The 16,832-nt window shown below is 42.3% G+C and carries 17 protein-coding genes; 4 read left to right on the top strand and 13 right to left on the bottom strand.

Annotated elements, in window-relative coordinates:
- Nucleotides 1-59 precede the first annotated feature (59 nt).
- Nucleotides 60-545, top strand: a complete 486-nt coding sequence (locus tag AC1DQW_RS19595; RefSeq protein ID WP_477455617.1) for a methylated-DNA--[protein]-cysteine S-methyltransferase — start codon at nucleotides 60-62, stop codon at nucleotides 543-545.
- Here the strand turns inward: AC1DQW_RS19595 and AC1DQW_RS19590 are convergent.
- The 8 genes from AC1DQW_RS19590 to AC1DQW_RS19555 form a co-directional block, all read right to left on the bottom strand.
- Nucleotides 534-2,477 (bottom strand): hybrid sensor histidine kinase/response regulator, encoded by a 1,944-nt coding sequence (locus tag AC1DQW_RS19590; protein WP_477455616.1) that lies wholly within the window; start codon nucleotides 2,475-2,477, stop codon nucleotides 534-536. The genes AC1DQW_RS19595 and AC1DQW_RS19590 overlap by 12 nt on opposite strands.
- Nucleotides 2,478-2,505: 28 nt before the next feature.
- Entirely contained in the window at nucleotides 2,506-3,093 is a 588-nt protein-coding gene (locus AC1DQW_RS19585) for a chemotaxis protein CheB (protein WP_477455615.1), read from the bottom strand.
- Nucleotides 3,080-3,913 (bottom strand): CheR family methyltransferase, encoded by an 834-nt coding sequence (locus AC1DQW_RS19580; protein WP_477455614.1) that lies wholly within the window; start codon nucleotides 3,911-3,913, stop codon nucleotides 3,080-3,082. The genes AC1DQW_RS19585 and AC1DQW_RS19580 overlap by 14 nt, the downstream gene beginning before the upstream one ends.
- A gap of 3 nt (nucleotides 3,914-3,916) precedes the next feature.
- Complete coding sequence (locus AC1DQW_RS19575; RefSeq protein WP_477455613.1) at nucleotides 3,917-7,357, bottom strand: response regulator; 3,441 nt, start codon at nucleotides 7,355-7,357, stop codon at nucleotides 3,917-3,919.
- Between the two features lie 98 nt (nucleotides 7,358-7,455).
- Complete coding sequence (locus tag AC1DQW_RS19570; protein WP_477455612.1) at nucleotides 7,456-7,881, bottom strand: hypothetical protein; 426 nt, start codon at nucleotides 7,879-7,881, stop codon at nucleotides 7,456-7,458.
- A 208-nt stretch (nucleotides 7,882-8,089) separates the two neighbouring features.
- Nucleotides 8,090-8,419: a gliding motility protein GldC gene (gene gldC, locus AC1DQW_RS19565; RefSeq protein WP_477406327.1), complete on the bottom strand. Its 330-nt coding sequence runs from the start codon at nucleotides 8,417-8,419 to the stop codon at nucleotides 8,090-8,092.
- Between the two features lie 104 nt (nucleotides 8,420-8,523).
- Nucleotides 8,524-8,790: a hypothetical protein gene (locus AC1DQW_RS19560; protein ID WP_477455611.1), complete on the bottom strand. Its 267-nt coding sequence runs from the start codon at nucleotides 8,788-8,790 to the stop codon at nucleotides 8,524-8,526.
- A 30-nt stretch (nucleotides 8,791-8,820) separates the two neighbouring features.
- The gene (locus AC1DQW_RS19555) at nucleotides 8,821-10,176 is read right to left on the bottom strand and encodes a DEAD/DEAH box helicase (protein ID WP_477415261.1); all 1,356 of its coding nucleotides are present in this window, start codon (nucleotides 10,174-10,176) and stop codon (nucleotides 8,821-8,823) included.
- A gap of 195 nt (nucleotides 10,177-10,371) precedes the next feature.
- Here AC1DQW_RS19555 and AC1DQW_RS19550 point away from each other — a divergent pair, with 195 nt between their 5' ends.
- Nucleotides 10,372-11,013: a hypothetical protein gene (locus AC1DQW_RS19550; protein WP_477455610.1), complete on the top strand. Its 642-nt coding sequence runs from the start codon at nucleotides 10,372-10,374 to the stop codon at nucleotides 11,011-11,013.
- A 157-nt stretch (nucleotides 11,014-11,170) separates the two neighbouring features.
- Here the strand turns inward: AC1DQW_RS19550 and AC1DQW_RS19545 are convergent, their stop codons facing one another.
- Entirely contained in the window at nucleotides 11,171-12,055 is an 885-nt protein-coding gene (locus AC1DQW_RS19545) for an NAD(P)H-binding protein (protein ID WP_477455609.1), read from the bottom strand.
- Between the two features lie 84 nt (nucleotides 12,056-12,139).
- Here AC1DQW_RS19545 and AC1DQW_RS19540 point away from each other — a divergent pair, with 84 nt between their 5' ends.
- Nucleotides 12,140-12,556 (top strand): winged helix-turn-helix transcriptional regulator, encoded by a 417-nt coding sequence (locus AC1DQW_RS19540; protein ID WP_477455608.1) that lies wholly within the window; start codon nucleotides 12,140-12,142, stop codon nucleotides 12,554-12,556.
- 101 nt (nucleotides 12,557-12,657) lie between these two features.
- Complete coding sequence (locus AC1DQW_RS19535; protein WP_477455607.1) at nucleotides 12,658-13,992, top strand: dihydroorotase; 1,335 nt, start codon at nucleotides 12,658-12,660, stop codon at nucleotides 13,990-13,992.
- Between the two features lie 222 nt (nucleotides 13,993-14,214).
- On the opposite strand, the gene AC1DQW_RS19530 is transcribed toward AC1DQW_RS19535, so the two are convergent.
- From AC1DQW_RS19530 to AC1DQW_RS19515, 4 genes are all read right to left on the bottom strand, one after another.
- Complete coding sequence (locus AC1DQW_RS19530; RefSeq protein ID WP_477455606.1) at nucleotides 14,215-14,682, bottom strand: GyrI-like domain-containing protein; 468 nt, start codon at nucleotides 14,680-14,682, stop codon at nucleotides 14,215-14,217.
- Nucleotides 14,683-14,866: 184 nt separating this feature from the next.
- The gene (locus AC1DQW_RS19525) at nucleotides 14,867-15,289 is read right to left on the bottom strand and encodes an SRPBCC family protein (RefSeq protein WP_477455605.1); all 423 of its coding nucleotides are present in this window, start codon (nucleotides 15,287-15,289) and stop codon (nucleotides 14,867-14,869) included.
- Nucleotides 15,290-15,302: 13 nt separating this feature from the next.
- Nucleotides 15,303-15,749, bottom strand: a complete 447-nt coding sequence (locus AC1DQW_RS19520; RefSeq protein ID WP_477404325.1) for an EVE domain-containing protein — start codon at nucleotides 15,747-15,749, stop codon at nucleotides 15,303-15,305.
- Nucleotides 15,750-15,846: 97 nt separating this feature from the next.
- On the bottom strand, nucleotides 15,847-16,812 hold the full coding sequence (locus tag AC1DQW_RS19515; protein ID WP_477455604.1) for a helix-turn-helix transcriptional regulator: 966 nt from the start codon (nucleotides 16,810-16,812) through the stop codon (nucleotides 15,847-15,849).
- Nucleotides 16,813-16,832: the final 20 nt, after the last annotated feature.

Raw genomic sequence — 16,832 nt, 5'->3', positions numbered from 1 at the left:
TGGATACGCATTTGGTTGAATGTATAACTTACCTTAAGTTTGAATACAATTAGAAACCAATGCCAATAGCTTATTACCGTACACCGGTTGGTATAACCCGAATTACCCAGGATGATGATTTTATTTCGGCAATCTCTATAAGGGATGAAGAATATGAAATTACCCCAGCTCCAACCCCGCTTTTACAAATGGCTATAAACCAGCTGGAAGAATATTTTGCAGGTAAAAGAAAAACATTCGATTTCCCGATAAGGCAACCGGGCACTGCTTTTCAACAGGAGGTATGGGAAAATTTATTGCAGATTGGTTACGGCGTAACCATGAGCTACGCACAGCTATCAAACCAAATGAAAAACCCGTTGGCCATAAGGGCTATTGCTGCCGCCAACGGAAAAAATAACTTATGGATAGTAGTTCCCTGCCACCGGGTTATAGGTTCTGATGGCAGTTTAACAGGCTATGCAGGAGGCCTTTGGCGCAAGCAATGGCTGCTTGAGCATGAGGCCCGCATTATGGGTGTTGGACAAACACGACTAAACTTTTAACCTATCGGAATGCTTATAAAGTAAGCGGCTCATTTTTTCGTGCAATTGGTCGGGCAGGAAAGGTTTTGAAAGCACATCATTCATCCCTGCGGTTAAGGCTTCCTGTTGCTCGGCCCCAAATGATGCTGCCGAAAGTGATATAATAGGTATGCTTCTTTTAGGTTCCACAAAATCAACGCGAATGTTTTTAGCTGCATCATAGCCATTCATTTCGGGCATGTGGGTATCCATCAAAATAATATCATAATGTTTGGTGGCCAATTTATCAAGCACTTTGCGGCCGTTATCTACCATATCTACATCAACCTTCCAATCCTTTAACATTTTGGATAGCATAAACTGGTTCACCATATTATCTTCGGCAACCAGTACACTAATATTCAGGAACGGACTGAGCGTCTTACCCGGTTTTGACGCGCTTTTATCAGCGGGTTTTGCAGCAACAGTATGCCAGTTTATAAAACTGAACGTGCTTCCTTTACCTACCTGGCTACTCACAGTAAGTTCGCCATCCTTAAGCTCTACCAGTTTTTTCACAATAGCCAGGCCAAGCCCGGTACCACCATATTTGCTTACAGTATCGGCTTCGGCCTGCTCAAATAACTCAAATACTTTGGTCAATTTATCTGATGGAATCCCTATACCGGTATCTTCAACGCTATATTTTATCTTCACCCTATCGTTATCCCTTTGCAATACCGATACTTTTAACTTCACATATCCTCTTTCGGTAAATTTAATGGCATTGCTCAAAAGGTTCATCAGAATCTGATTAAGCCTTAACGAATCCACGATCAAATTGGCGGGCACATCGGGGTCAATCTCTAATAAAAATTCAATATTGCCTTCATTAGCCCTAAACTGCAACAGGTCAAATACCGCCTTAACAATGTCATAAACATTATTTGCAGAACGGACAATGCTGAACTTGCCGGCCTCTATCTTTGAAATATCCAATACATCGTTTATAACCCCTAAAAGCGATTTTGACGATATTTCCAACAGGTCGAGCATGCCTTTCTGCTGTTCATCAATATTGGTTTTAAGCAACATGCCGGTTATGCCAATAATACCATTAACAGGTGTACGCAATTCATGGCTCATATTGGCTAAAAAGGTTTCTTTAACCTTTTTGGTATATTCTGCCTGTTCTTTTGATTTTATCAGCTGCTCCTGGTAACTCTTTTGAGGCGATATATCACTGATGTTGATAAAGATAGTTTTGTTGTGGTAGGATGCACGGCACTCCACCCAGATCACCCGTTTATCAAATCTTTCAAACCGGCATTCAAAAGCAGAAAAATTAAGGTTATCCTTAATGATCTCACCCAGCTTTTTACGCAAGTCGGGCTGGTGCTCCTCAATAGCCAGGTTTATAATACTTTTACCCAGCAATTCTGCCGGCTTAAAACCCATAATGGACTCAACCGCCGGATTAATATTTTCTATCCGAAGGCTTTGCACATCAACAGAGCAGATAATATCGGCCGAGTTTTTCACAACCACCGAGAAATTCTGCAGTTCAACGTTCATCTGCTTAATTTCGGCTTGTGTACGGGCAAGCTGTACAAATGAATCAACCTTGGCCGAGGTAATATAAGGATCGAGCGGCTTGTACAGGTAATCAACCGCACCAGTACCCAGGCCTTTAACCGCGTATTTGGTTTCCTTTGATATAGCGGTAACAAAAATCACCATGATATCTTTAGTACGCGGGTTTGATTTGAGCATTTCTACAAGTTCAAAGCCATCCATTTCGGGCATCTGAACGTCAACCAATGCTATGGCAATGTTGGTTTCCCAGGCTATTTTAAGGGCTTCATTTGGGGATGTTGTAGAAAAAATGCGAATGTCATCACGTTTTAATAAGGCCTCAAGCGCTATTATGTTTTCTTCTCTGTCATCAACAATAAGAATATTTACAGGGGGCATGTAATATTAATTAATGTATGGTGAATTACTATGTGTTCAATAATTTAAAAATCTCTTCTGTTCGTAATATATATTCGGCAGCTCCAATATTAATTGCTGCCTGTGGCATTTCGTCCATTTCCGCGTCTTCGGGATGCTGTGCTATAGTTGTTGCTCCGCTATTCCTTAACTTTAATAAACCCTCGGCTCCATCCTGGTTTGCACCAGATAACAAAATGGCAATACAATGCTCTTTGTAAACCTCTGCAAAGCTTTCAAAAGTTACATCAATTGATGGTTTTGAGTACCAAACAGCCTCAGAAACATCAAGACTGAATATACCTTCTTTTTCGATAAGGGTGTGGTAATTTGCGGGCGCAATATAGATAGTATTCTTGTTAAGAACGTCCTTATCTGCAATTTCACGCATTAAAATACGACTATTTTCGGCAAACAGCTTTTCAATTTCACTGAAATAATTTTTTTTCCTGTGAATTATTATAATTACGGCTTTATTAAGGTTGGACGGAAATAATTTAACTATTTGGAACAGTAATTTAAATGAACCGGCAGAGCCCCCTAATAGTAGTATTTCGGCAGACTTCCAGCAATCAAGTAAATTTTTAACAGGCCCCAACTTTTTGATAGATGTTTTCTTTTTGATTAATTACTTTAAACTTCTTTTTAAAAGCATCAGAACGTATAGTTTCTTTACTGCCCAGGCATAAATAACCCAGCGGGCATAAACTTTTATAAAAAAGCTCCAGTATGCGCTCCTGCAGTTCGGTTTCAAAGTAGATGAATACGTTACGGCAGCTAATAAGCTGAAACTCGTTAAATACGCCATCCGACACCAAATTGTGTACGGAAAACAGCGTATTTTGTTTTAACTCATTGTGTATCGACGCAGCATCATACAGGATAGTAAAATGATCTGATATTGAACCCTTTAAACCGGCAAGCTGGTAATTTTCGGCATAGCTTTTTATATTGCGCAGGCTATAAATACCCTTGCGGGCCTCCTTTAATACCTCAGTGTTAATATCCGTGCCATAAATGAACGTTTTTGTGCTTAAACCGGCCTCGCGCATTAATATGGCCAGCGAATACACTTCCTCGCCGGTTGAACAGCCTGCAACCCATATTTTTGAATGCTGATAGGTTGACAGATAAGGCACAACCTGGTTGTTTACAGCTTTGTAAAAAGCAGGGTCGCGAAACATCTCGGTAACGTTAACCGTTATCTCCTCCAAAAACTCCTGGAAAAAGGGCTGATCATTCACCAATATGTGTTTCAAATCATAAAAGCTTATTTTTTTAAGCTGCATGATCCTGGTGACCCTTCGTTTTAAGGAGGCTTTGGTATACCCCGAAAAATCAAAACCGTGAACCCTTTTTACCAGATCAATCAGTTCGGTTATTTGAGGATGTGATATAATAACAGCAGTATCGGTCATAAATTAACTTTCAAGCCATAATTGCATTAATGAAATCAACCTGTCCATATCAACCGGTTTTGTAATGTAATCATTAGCCCCGGCTGCTATGCACTTTTCGCGATCATCTTTCATTGCTTTTGCAGTTAAAGCTATTACGGGTAATTTAGCCCACTTGTTTTGCTTACGAATATATTTTGTAGCCTCGTATCCATCCATTTTTGGCATCATGATATCCATGAGTACAATATCAATACCAGGCACTTCTTCAAGTTTGGCAATAGCTTCTTCGCCATCATTGGCTATTTCCACAACCAAATCATAGCCTTGCAGGGCGCTGCTTAAGGCAAAAATATTGCGCATATCGTCATCAACTATCAGCACTTTTTTACCCTTGATAGCTTCTTTTCCCTTGGTTGGTAATTTTGGTTTTGACGGGGGTATTGCTGCCTGGCTAACGGTTTCGCTGATCTTATTCAAAAACAGGTTAACTTCATCAATAAGCCTGTCGGCAGATTTATTGGTTTTAACCACCATCGCATTGGCATACTGCATCAGCCGGTTAACCGATGCCTTATCAAGCTCCATAGCTGTATTAACTATTACAGGCAATGATGCAAAGCGGTCAACCTCCTTAATCCTATCCAGCAGGTCGAGACCAGAAATATCGGGCAGGTTAAGATCCAGAATCACGCATTGGTATTCATTCTCGTGCAGCATCCTGAATGCCGACTCGCCATCAAAGGCCTGGTCAACAGTGATACCCTGTCCTTGCATCATTTCCTTCAGGGCCTGGCTTTGGGCTTTATGGTCTTCTACAAGCAATATCTGTGTAAACCTGGTACCATTGTGCAGCATAATATCTGTAAACAGTTTATCCAGTGTTTCGGTACTGATGGGCTTCTTGAGAAAGCTAATAGCGCCCTCATTACGCACGCGGTGAGCTGCAGCCTCACCAGCCGACATCAGGTGCACAGGGATATGCATAGTGGCCTCATCGGCTTTTAACTCTTTTAATATCTGCCAGCCATCTTTACCCGGCAACATAATATCCAATATTACAGCATTAGGCTTAGCCTCTTTTACTGTTTCAACTGCGCGGCTGCCTTCATGAACCATAATTGATTTGTATCCATGATCGCGGGCATAATCCTGCAAAATACTGGCAAAGTTTTTATCATCCTCCACAATTACCACCAGTGGATCATGGTTATGCTCTTTTACTACAGCCTCAGATGGTTTTAAAAAGTTGCTTTCGGTTTTAAAAGTTTGGGTAGTTGATAGCAGGTCATCATCAGCTACCGGTACTATTTTGGCTTCAAAAGGTATGGTGAGTACAAATTCGCTGCCCAGACCAGGCTCACTATTGAGCGTTATGCTGCCGCCAAGTAAAAAAGTTAGCTCACGGCTTATTGAAAGTCCTAAACCTGTACCACCGTATTTACGGCTGGTTGAACCATCGGCCTGTTGAAAGGCCTCAAATATGAGGCGCTGTTTTTCTACAGGGATACCAATGCCCGAATCTTTTATGGCAAAGCTCACTGTTTTATCTTTTGCACCTGGGCTTACCGTGATGGATATTGATCCGTTTTCGGGTGTGAACTTAAACGCGTTCGAGAGCAGGTTTTTAATAACCTGTTCAACCCTTACCTTATCGGTAAACAGGGTTGCAGGTAAATTTTTGGCTATATTGGTTGTAAAGTTGATTTTTTTGTGGCTGGCAACCTCTGTAAACAGCATATCCATATCGCCCAGAATTTCGGTGATCCGGATATCCTCATTTTGCATTTCAAGCTTACCCGATTCAATTTTCGACAGGTCGAGTATATCATTGATCAATGTAAGCAAGTCATTACCGGCATTAAATATCACACTGGCGTATTTAACCTGGTCTTCCGAAAGGTTATGTGGTTTATTATCCCTCAGGATGCGGGCCAGTACCAGGATGCTATTTAGCGGGGTACGCAGTTCGTGGCTCATATTGGCTAAAAACTCCGATTTATACTTACCCGTTGTTTCCAGTTCCTCAACTTTGAGGTTGATGGCCGTGCGGGCTTCTTCAATTGCCTGGTTCTTTTCTTCCAGCAGGCTGGCTTTTTCTTCAAGCTCTGCATTTATGGTACGCAGCTCCTCCTGTTGTACGCGCAACTCTTCTTCTGATGCCTGCAACATTTCTGTTTTGTTCACCAGCTCTTCGTTGGTAACACGCATCTCTTCCTGTTGTGCTTCCAATTCTTCGGCCTGCTGCTGGGTTTCCTCAAAAAGATCGTGCATAATGGTACGCGCCTGTGCAGTATTAACAGCTATACCAATATCATTTGCTATGGCAAGAATATAATCACGATCACGACCGCCTAACTCGCCACTAAAGGCTATCTCCATAACACCCTTTAGCTTCTTATCAAAAAAGAAGGGAATAATAAATGTTTCGGTTAAAAGTTCTTTCACTACCGATGATGAGAGCTCAAGCCTGTCGTTTAGTTTTCCTTTTACAACAGCGGCCTTTTCATCCTCGGCAACCTGGCCCAGCCATCCTTCTGAGAGCTTAACAGATTTTTTTAACAGCTCGGGATTATGAAAAGCGTACGAGGCGTACAGGTCAAGTCGTTGCTCTCTTTCATCATATAAATAAAATGTACCCGCAGCAGCTTTACTATGACTGCAAACTTCGGCCAGTATGTTTTTAGCTAACTCTTTTTCACTTTGCTGGCCCTGCATTTTTTCGTTAAGGGTACCCGTGCCGGTGAGCAGCCAGTTTTTAGCTTCGTTTTCGGCAAGTACTTTGGCCAGCTCAATATTGGTTACATTAATTTCATTCTCAATTTTTTTCTGCTGATCAAAAGTAGATAGTATGTAAAAGAATAAAAACACGATAATGACCAGGAATATCACCGAACCACAAACAATGATGATAACGGTGAGGTCTGAAGCTTTTTCTGTTTTGTTTTTACGAACATTAAGCAACTTGTTTTCATTATCAATAACACCGGCAACAAGCTTGCGTATCGTATCCATATTTTGCTTGCCTTTAACAAATATGTTATTTGCAACCATATATTCAAGCCCTTTGCTATCTCGGATTTCAATATTTTCTTTTAAAATGTTACGCTGGGCGGCGACCAAAGAAACTAATGAATCGAGCCGTTTTTGTTGGCCGTGGTTATCTTCGGTGAGCGATTTTAGTTCCTGCAGATCGCCATCAATAAGCGGCAATGCTTCGTTATATGGATCAAGGAATGTTTTTTTTCCGGTTGCTCCATAACCACGGGTACCCGTTTCAGCATCTATCATATGCTGCAGTAAACCGTTTGATGATTTAATAACATTTTGGGTATGGTCAACCATCGTGTTATCCTCCTCTAACTGGCGGATGCTTAAATAGGCCAATACCCCTACCACCAAAACCAATATAATGGATATAACAAAACCGGCAAATACCTGCCCGCGAAAAGAGAATTTTAACATTTAAAACTTATTTAACTGATACAAATATGTTTAAAAAAAAGTGTCCCTGTATGAGGTTCAGCTAATAAACATTCCATTTGAAGAATAAATTGTTTTAATCAAATTACTTCCGGTGGTTTTACATACCCCTTAGGCTTGCTGCTTAAAGCCCCGGCTAATGCCAGTACAGCACCGGCAAATAATACCCACCACCCCCATTTAAATTTAATATGCCTGGTTAAAAACGCATCAAACTTTTTAAATGGAATAAAACTGAAAGCAGTATGTACTTTAAAAATAGCAGCCAATAGTAAAACAATCACCAAAGCCAATGATAGCCAGGCTGTGATTCGCATAAGTTTGGGCTGGTTCAAAAACGATACAACCACACCAATAACGGCCACAAATAAAAGTATCATACCATATGGCTGGCTAAGCTGGTAAACATCCCAGTTAAATAAACCAAGCGGACGCAACAAAGGGCAGTAAGTACCCGCAAAAAGCAGTACAAAGCCTGCAAATGATAAAATTGAGCTAAGGCGCATATAATTTAGTGAATGTGGGGAGCGGTGAACAGTGAGTGGTGAGCAGCGAATAGTAAATATTTAATTTGACCATCCAAACTTACTATTCACCACTCATTACTGACCGCTCACCATATTTATGTGGTGAGTGGTGAATAGCGAATAGTAAATATTTAATTTGACTATCCAAACTTGCTATTCACTACTCACCACTGACCACTCACCATATTTATTGTTTAATTTCCATTTTATCGGCAAAGTGGGCACAATAATCGCGCAGGTCTTCTACAATGTTTTTTTCGCCTGTTGCGCGTAAAAAGCTATCACCCATGGTTTGCAGCGTTTCGTAAAAAAAACGTTTCATCTCATCAACCGGCATATCTTTTGTCCAGAGATCAATGCGCAGGGTATTTTTATAATGCTGATCCCACAGTGCCAGCATGAATGATTTTACTGGTAATGCTTCTTTTGAGGCAGAATCGGTTGATTCCCACATGATGGTTTCAGGAACATTATTATCGTCAAGGGTAACAGTCAGCTTTATTTCAGCAGTTTTCATTTGTATGGATTATTAAAGTCGCAAAAGTATGCTATTTTAATGCGATGGGATTATAATGAATTTGTAATTTTCTGCGGGAACGCAATTTATTAAACACCTGATTCTTACTTAACCATCAAAAATATAACAACCACCAAAGCCATAAAGCATAGCTCAATGACCCATAATTTTTTAAGCTCGGCAAAAAAGTTACGAAAAATAAGATCGAGAAAAAAAACAACCACCGCAAACAGCAAAAATATCCAGCTGATGGTGCCACTCCAGGTTTCCAGCGGCCGGCCGGCAATGCCCGCCCCATAGATCCATATATAAACGGCTACCGCCAAAAAAAATGTGGTAGCAAAATTTAACGGGGTAATACGCAATTTCATTTCTGGAATATATTGGGTTTTTAAGGTTTATTAACGCTTTTTACGTGATGACGATGACCTGCTTTTGCCGCCTGCAGCTTTATAGGCTTTTCCAAATTTCGCCTTGTTTTTAGCCTCATCGAATTTTTTATGCTGATTAAGGGTTTTCTTTTCGTGAAAGGCGCCCTTAAAATCAGGATCGTCCTTACGCTTTTGCATATCAATTTCTTTGGCAATCTCCTGGCGTTCGTCGTACCCGGTTTCTTCAACAAACACATCACCAGGAATAGCCGACACGGGGATGGTTTGCTTGATAAGCTTCTCAATCTTTTTGAGATAATACTCCTCTGCCGGGCCGCAAAATGTAATGGCCTCGCCCGATTGCAGGGCACGACCTGTACGGCCTATCCGGTGCACATAATCTTCAATAACCACCGGTACATCAAAATTTATCACATGGCTCACGTCGCTCACATCAATGCCGCGCGATGCCACATCTGTAGCCACTAATATTTTCACCTCATCGTTCTTAAACGAATTGATGGAATTAATGCGTGTATTTTGACCTTTGTTGGCATGCAAAACTTTAACCCCGCCTTCGCCAAATTTACGCAGCAGGAATTTATAAACATCATCTGCCACTACGCGGGTTTTGCAAAATATCATCAGCTTGGTAATATCCCCTTCGGCCTCCAGTAGTTTTCTGAGCAGGTTTATTTTGGTTTTCACGTTGGGCACGTGGTACAGATGCTGGTTAACCGTTTGCGCCGGTGTAGCCTGCGGGGTAACTTCAATAATGGTGGGATACTCCAAAAAGTTATTAGATAACTCGTGGATTTTATCGCTCATAGTAGCCGAAAACAGCAGGTTTTGCCTTTTTACAGGTACAACTTCCAGTATGCGGTTTATCTGGGGCATAAAGCCCATGTCCATCATTTTATCCGCCTCGTCCAATACCAGCACCTGCAGGGTTTTGGTTACTATATGCCCTGCCAGGTAAATATCCATAAAACGGCCCGGAGTAGCCACAATAATATCAACACCTTTATTGATCTGCTCTATCTGTGTTTTAGGGCCAAGGCCGCCATAAAGTACTACAACGCGTAAATCGGTATTGGCGGCAAAGGTTTTTACGTTCTCCTCAATTTGCATCGCCAGCTCACGCGTTGGCGAAATAATAAGCGCGCGGGCATTATCGCCCTGGGCATATTTAAGCTTCATGATGATGGGTAATACATAGGCCGCGGTTTTACCGGTACCGGTTTGCGCTATACCCATTACATCCTGCCCGTTCATTATAGGCGGAATAGCTTTTTGCTGAATAGGCGTAGCTTCGGTATAACCGGCATCGGCTATCGCATTTAAAATTTGCCGGTTAAAATTAAAATCTTCAAAAGTTACAGCCATGCCGCAAAGATAGGCTTTTTGTTGATTAGGGGCATTGTTAGTTAAGCACCCCTAACCTTAACCACAACTTTTCCGTTTAAAAGACGGGAAAAGAGGGGTGGGAAACCAGGTACAAGATACCAGATTTAGCATATCATTCTTGTTTACTGGCCCTTACAACTTGTTCTAGCATCTAAAAACCTATAACACTAACTAATGAAAAAACATCTATTTATGCTCCTGTTTTTAATTACGGCCGCCGGCGCGGCAAACGCTCAAATTGGTAAAGGCCACTATTATATTGGTGGCAACTTTAACTACAATTACGATGGGTATGGCTACACCAACACCTACACTTACACAACCGGAACCACGGTTTACACCAACCATGGTATCTCTAACCTGCAAATAAATCCCGATTTTGGATTTTTCCTGTCGAACAAATGGTCCGTTGGAATCCAGCCAGGTTACTCACGCGTTGGCGGAACCGAAACATCGGTTTATACAGCTTTGAATAACAGCGGCACCAACAGCTACACCTATGATCATAAATATCATTCAGATGCCCTGTCATTAGGGATTCACTTTCGTTATTATTGCATGCTAACCGATAAAATAGGCGTGTTTCCGCAGTTTGGGGTTACTTCGGCTCATGATGTAAATAACTTCAAATCGGGTTCGCTTACCGTCGGCGGTAATCCTAATATTGTATTTTTTGCTACGCCTAAGCTTGCTGTAAACCTTGGTTTTGGTAACCTGCAATATGTTCATGATTACCAAACAAAAAGCAACTCATTTAATCTTGGCTTAAACACCAATATCAACTTTGGGGTAAATTATTACTGGGGTAAGAAATAGGCGAAGGACTTTCGGACAAAGGACTTTCAGACAAAGGAGCAAGGACTTATGGAAAAAGGACTTGCAGACAAAGGATAAAGGACTAATGGAGGAAGGACTTTTTTTAGGAAAGCCGCACTGTAAAATTACAGGGCGGCTTTCTTAGTTCAGGGGCGGCTTATCCGTTATACTTTTCTGCAAACTCCTTGGCAAATGTTTCCAGGTTTATTTTGCCGGGGGTGGCGGGTTTATGCAAATCGTAGTCTTCCCATAACTTTCCGCTACGCAGGGCTGCTCCCATCTCTACAAAGTTTTTGGCCATTTCTTCGGGTAAGCCGGCCTGTAGCATTCCATTCAAAGCCTGCTCATCACTAAACTCTATCCATGGCAGTCCCGGTTTACCAATGGCATTACCTAAAACTGTGGCAACTTCGCCGGTGCTGCGTTCGTCACTTACAATATAACGCACACTTTTGCCCGTAAAGTCCGTCTGAATTTCTTCGGCAATAGCGGCAGCTATGTCATTTGGGTGAACCATGATCAGCCTCATACCTGCCGGATAATTTGAGCCGATGATACCCTGGTGTTTAATCAGTTCGATATCATTATAAAAATTCACATAAAAGAAAGGTGCGCGAATAAATTTCACAGCAACGTTTTCCAGTTTATTCAATATACCTTCCACATCGTGGATGCCCTTTATGGGTCCGGTGCCGGCATCAAGATGCGCACCAATGCTGCTTAAGCCAACAACCCGTTTTACGCCAGCCTTCCTGATAGCCCCGGCATAACTTTTACCGGCATCGTTCATATACTGCCTCAGGTTTTCGGCCCCATAATTTGGCGGAACCATGGCATATACCACATCTGCCCCGCTAAATGTTTTTGCCAGGAAATCCGCATCAGTTACCGAGCCAATGGCTGCCGTGGCGCCTAATGCTTCTATGGCTGCTATCTTGTCTGCCTTACTGCTGATGACAGTTACCTGGTGACCAGCCCCTACCAGTTGTTTTGCAAGCGGCTTGCCTATATTTCCTAATGAACCAGTGATGATGATTTTCATAATTTTATATTTTGAATTTGTTGAGGACAAAGCTACATTTGTACTTACTTTTATACAAGTACTTACCCTAAAGTATGTATCAACATGACCCAGATTAAAGCAGCATCAACCATACAGGAAAACAAGCAGGCAGCCTTTAAAGATTGCCCGGTAACCTATGTTATGGAGCGTATAGGCGGATATTGGAAACCAATTATATTGTTTCACCTGTTAACAGGCAGTAAGCGGTATAGCGAATTAAAAAAAGCCATCCCAGCTATTACCGAAAAGGTCCTTATTCAGCACCTGAAACAACTGGAGGCAGATAACCTGGTGATCAGGGAAGCAAGACCTGTAGTACCTCCTTATGTTACCTATAGCCTTAGCGAATCGGGCATGGGCTTAAGGCCGGTAATGTATGCCATGGCTAACTGGGCTGTTGAAGATAGTGAAGCCAACGGCATACCAATTTATAAAGGCCTGGGCGACTTTCCGGGCGTGGCCCAATTTGTGGAGGTGTAGATCTTTTCTTTAATTTGTTGAAGACGCAGGTGATATCGCCCTAAATCCTAAATTTGCCCATCAATAAATCCGAAATCGAACATCCAAAACCCAAATAAAGAATGGCTACTATCCTCATAAAATCTGCTGCAATAGTTAATGAAAATAAGCAATACGTTGCAGATGTACTGGTGAAGGATGGCTTTATCGACCGGATAGACGCACAGATAGATACCCAGGCGGATAAAGAAATCAACGCCGAAGGATTATACCTGTTGCCAGGCTGTATAGACGACCAGGTGCATTTTCGCGAGCCGGGACTAACTTACAAAGCCGATATTCATTCAGAGTCGCGCGCGGCGGTTGCCGGTGGCATCACCTCATTTATGGAGATGCCCAATACAGTCCCCAATACTTTAACCAGGCAATTGCTTGAAGATAAGTACGAGATAGCATCGCGTAACTCGCTGGCCAACTACTCGTTCTTCATGGGTGCATCCAACGATAACCTGGATGAAGTACTGCGCACCGATACAGCCAATGTTTGCGGCATCAAGGTGTTCATGGGTTCATCAACCGGGAACATGCTGGTAGATAACCCGCAAACCCTGGATAACCTTTTTGCAAATTCACCCATGCTCATCGCGGTGCATTGCGAGGATGAGGCTACCATTAAAAGCAACCTGAACCATTACAAACAGTTATTAGGCGAAAACATACCTATACAGCTGCACCCAAAGATAAGAAGTGCCGAGGCTTGCTACCTGTCATCATCATTAGCGGTTGAGCTGGCTAAAAAGCACAATACCCGCCTGCATATTTTACATATCTCCACCGCGCTCGAAACACATCTTTTTGATAATACCACACCACTAAAAGATAAGCGCATAACCGCCGAGGCCTGCGTGCACCACCTGTGGTTTACCGATGCGGATTACGAGACTAAAGGCAACCTGATTAAATGGAACCCTGCCGTTAAAACCATGGCCGACAGGGACGCCATTTTGCAGGCTGTGCTGGATGGCAAAATTGATGTTATAGCAACCGACCATGCACCGCATACCATGGAGGAAAAAGCATTACCCTACCTGCAGGCCCCATCCGGCGGCCCGTTGGTACAGCATGCCCTGCCCGCCATGCTGGAGCTTTATCACCATGGCAAAATAAGCCTGGAGCAAATAGCCGAAAAAATGGCGCATAACGTTGCCACCTGTTTCCAGGTAGATAAGCGCGGTTTCATCCGTGAAGGCTACTGGGCCGACCTGGTGCTTGTTGATCTGAATAACCCATGGAACGTGAACAAGAACAATATCTTATACAAATGCGGCTGGAGCCCATTTGAAAATACTACCTTTCGCTCAAAAATAGCTTATACCCTGGTATCAGGCAATGTAGCCTATGCTAACGGTAGCTTAGTTGAAGGTAACGCCGGTAAACGGCTGAATTTTAACAGGTAAACCAGGTTGAAATTTAGAGAATTTGAGCATTACAGAATTTTCTTTACATAAAATAATCGTCATAGCTGTAAAGGTTTGTCATCCTGAACGCAGTGAAGGATCTATTCGCAGACTGTACAGGGCGAAAAGGCATAGCGAATAATAGATGCTTCACTACGTTCAGCATGACAAAAAGATTTAATTGCAAACACGTCATAGGTAGGCAATGACGCATGGAAAAGGCTATTTCACTCCCACATAAATCTCCACCTCGGCATCCTCAGGATTTTGCGCTTTGGCTCCCCAAACATCAAAATCAGCAATGTATGTGCGGTTGAGACTACTGCCCCATACCTGCTGCCAGGTTTCGGCTACACAATCCGGCAGACGGCCTTTGGCCAGGTATTTTACATAGTTGGCATGGGGCACGGTAAGGCTGATTAGCCCTTCGGGGATGTTATCCGGTGAACTTACCTTGCAGCCTAACACCGCGGTATAAAAGCCGGTATAGTCAGTTTCATAATCTGTATAAACGCAGTAGATCTCGTCGGTGAGGCGGTCTTCAATTTGCAGCAGTACATTATCCTCCATAAACCTCCCCCAAAGCTCCCCAATATCCTTTGCCGACTGGCCGTTTTCATTCGTCGTCCGCACCGGAATCCCTTCTAAAAAGAAACCATTTATATCTACATTACCTATTATTTCTGTCATTACTATTTGTTATACTGATATATAATTAACTTTTAATCAATTTTTTATACATATTAATTAAAGTAAATGTGCAGGTGTGCAGATTTCAGATGTGCAAATGAAACTTCAATGTGCATTCAAAAATCTGCACATCTGAAATTTGAAATCTGCACATCTGAAATCTGCACATCTATAATCTGCACATCTACTCTATCATCTTTTTTAAACCATCAAAAACGCCCTGCCAGTTTTGTTCCGAATGTTCTTTGGCGGCCTCGTCTTTTACATTATCCTGCGTAATGGCAAGCGTTGTTACGCCATCTTTTTCGGTCAGCTTGTAGGTTATGTTGGCGTAGTTTTCGGGCTTATCTTCGGTGCCGCCCATGCTGCTCCAATAGCTGTACTTTAAAAACTTACCCGGATCTATTTCAAGGATGGTGCCTTTATCCTGGTATTTATTCCCTTCCCACTCGCCGCTAAATGTAATAGACTCCCCTACCTTCCAGCTCGACTCTAAATTGGTACCAAAAAAATATTCTTTTACCATTGCCGGGTCGGTAAGGCCCTGCCATACTTTAGCAGCGGGCGCTTTAAATTTAATTTCGGTGTTCACTGTTAACTTTGTCATAATGTAAAATTTTTTATTGGTTATTATTATTTACAGGTATTGGTTCATCATTAATCATGTGCTGTTTTATCAGCTCAAAATCGTGCCCTTTTATTTCAAAATAACCAAACCTGAACGGATATCCCCATGATTTTTTATTGGGCATAAAACTTAGCTCATTTACCAGCGGAACAATAGGTGTTTCCTCACATTGATAGTAGGTAACATTGCGGCGGTACGGGATAAAATCCTCGCTCATTTTATGCTGATAAATCTCATCCCCGGCAACTTTTCCTATAGCCGTAAAAGCCTGTAACGGTTCGGTTCCATCCATTGTTTGCCTGGGCGAGTAGATGATCACCCAATCGCCGGTAGCCATGCTTGTAAGCGGCCCTTGTTTGCCATGATTAGCCTGTATAAAACCACCGGCTACGCCGCGGCTAATATGATCTTTTGAAACTACGGTTATCCAATATTTCATAGTGTTGCAGATTAATTACAAGCAAAAACATAGCCACAACAGGGCATTGTTTTTTGATTGCAGTACAAAGAAATAACCGGGGAGTGACAGCAGTATGTCAGTAGAGATCTGTTTCCTGCAAATTTCTTTGACTAATGGCCATGATGATTGCACAAACCCTATCTTTTAAGGAATCCGGTTTGATGATTTCGGCTCTATCACCAAACATCATGAACCAGCGGGCAAAACCTTCAATTGACGTGGTTAAAAACGTCATCTCGATTTTGTTGCCGATGGTTTTCTCGGATACAAAGCCGCTGTAATACTTTTGATGATCCAGGTAGTTATAAATCTCCTTATCCACCTTAATCACCACCATTTCCAGTTGCTTTTCTTTAGCGGTTTGAGCTATATAAGCCTTTAAGGTTGGATGTTTGCTTTTGTTATAGGTTGTATCGGTAACTACCAGTTTACGAATCCTGTCTATCCTAAAATCACGGTAATCATTACGGAGCCGGCAAAAGGCTATCAGGTGCCAGTAGCTATCAAGGTAAACTACGCCAACCGGCTCAATATCGCGCTGGGTAAATTCCTGGCTGTGCCAGGCAAAGTAATCAATGCATAAAACCTTTTTATTAATAATGCTATCCAGTATGGTTTGGATATGATCATTATTATTTCCTGTGCGTTTCTGGCTACTCTTCATTACCTCAATGCTGCCATCAAGGTTCTCCAACGCGTCTTTTTCGGTTGTTTTTAGTATCGCCCTCACCTTGTACATGGCCGATTGGTATTGCGCGTTTGTTGTGGCATCGGTGAGTTTTTCAACAAATTTTTCGGCAGTTAAAAACGCGGTGGCCTCCTCGCGGGTAAACATTACAGGCGGCAGGCGGTAGCCATCCATAATAGAATAGCCAACACCGGCCTCACCAATGAGCGGGATTCCGGCCTCTTCAAGCGTTCTGATATCCCGGTAAACCGTACGCAGGCTGATGTTGAAGCGTTCGGCAATATCACCGGCTTTTACTACCCTGCGCGATTGTAACTGGATTAAAATAGCCGAAATACGGTCGATGCGGTTCATAGTATCAAATTAAGCAAAAA

The sequence above is a fragment of the Mucilaginibacter sp. P5_A4 genome (genome assembly GCF_056400605.1).
Note: the sequence above shows the minus strand (reverse complement) of the source record. Positions and strands in the feature narration are given on the sequence as shown.

Excerpts from the sequence above, each read along its gene's own strand:
- AC1DQW_RS19595 (WP_477455617.1), top strand. The coding sequence starts at position 60 with ATGCCAATAGCTTATTACCGTACACCGGTTGGTATAACCCGAATTACC.
- AC1DQW_RS19590 (WP_477455616.1), bottom strand. The coding sequence starts at position 2,477 with ATGCCCCCTGTAAATATTCTTATTGTTGATGACAGAGAAGAAAACATA.
- AC1DQW_RS19580 (WP_477455614.1), bottom strand. The coding sequence starts at position 3,913 with ATGACCGATACTGCTGTTATTATATCACATCCTCAAATAACCGAACTG.
- AC1DQW_RS19575 (WP_477455613.1), bottom strand. The coding sequence starts at position 7,357 with ATGTTAAAATTCTCTTTTCGCGGGCAGGTATTTGCCGGTTTTGTTATA.
- AC1DQW_RS19570 (WP_477455612.1), bottom strand. The coding sequence starts at position 7,881 with ATGCGCCTTAGCTCAATTTTATCATTTGCAGGCTTTGTACTGCTTTTT.
- gldC (WP_477406327.1), bottom strand. The coding sequence starts at position 8,419 with ATGAAAACTGCTGAAATAAAGCTGACTGTTACCCTTGACGATAATAAT.
- AC1DQW_RS19560 (WP_477455611.1), bottom strand. The coding sequence starts at position 8,790 with ATGAAATTGCGTATTACCCCGTTAAATTTTGCTACCACATTTTTTTTG.
- AC1DQW_RS19555 (WP_477415261.1), bottom strand. The coding sequence starts at position 10,176 with ATGGCTGTAACTTTTGAAGATTTTAATTTTAACCGGCAAATTTTAAAT.
- AC1DQW_RS19550 (WP_477455610.1), top strand. The coding sequence starts at position 10,372 with ATGAAAAAACATCTATTTATGCTCCTGTTTTTAATTACGGCCGCCGGC.
- AC1DQW_RS19545 (WP_477455609.1), bottom strand. The coding sequence starts at position 12,055 with ATGAAAATCATCATCACTGGTTCATTAGGAAATATAGGCAAGCCGCTT.
- AC1DQW_RS19540 (WP_477455608.1), top strand. The coding sequence starts at position 12,140 with ATGACCCAGATTAAAGCAGCATCAACCATACAGGAAAACAAGCAGGCA.
- AC1DQW_RS19535 (WP_477455607.1), top strand. The coding sequence starts at position 12,658 with ATGGCTACTATCCTCATAAAATCTGCTGCAATAGTTAATGAAAATAAG.
- AC1DQW_RS19530 (WP_477455606.1), bottom strand. The coding sequence starts at position 14,682 with ATGACAGAAATAATAGGTAATGTAGATATAAATGGTTTCTTTTTAGAA.
- AC1DQW_RS19525 (WP_477455605.1), bottom strand. The coding sequence starts at position 15,289 with ATGACAAAGTTAACAGTGAACACCGAAATTAAATTTAAAGCGCCCGCT.
- AC1DQW_RS19520 (WP_477404325.1), bottom strand. The coding sequence starts at position 15,749 with ATGAAATATTGGATAACCGTAGTTTCAAAAGATCATATTAGCCGCGGC.
- AC1DQW_RS19515 (WP_477455604.1), bottom strand. The coding sequence starts at position 16,812 with ATGAACCGCATCGACCGTATTTCGGCTATTTTAATCCAGTTACAATCG.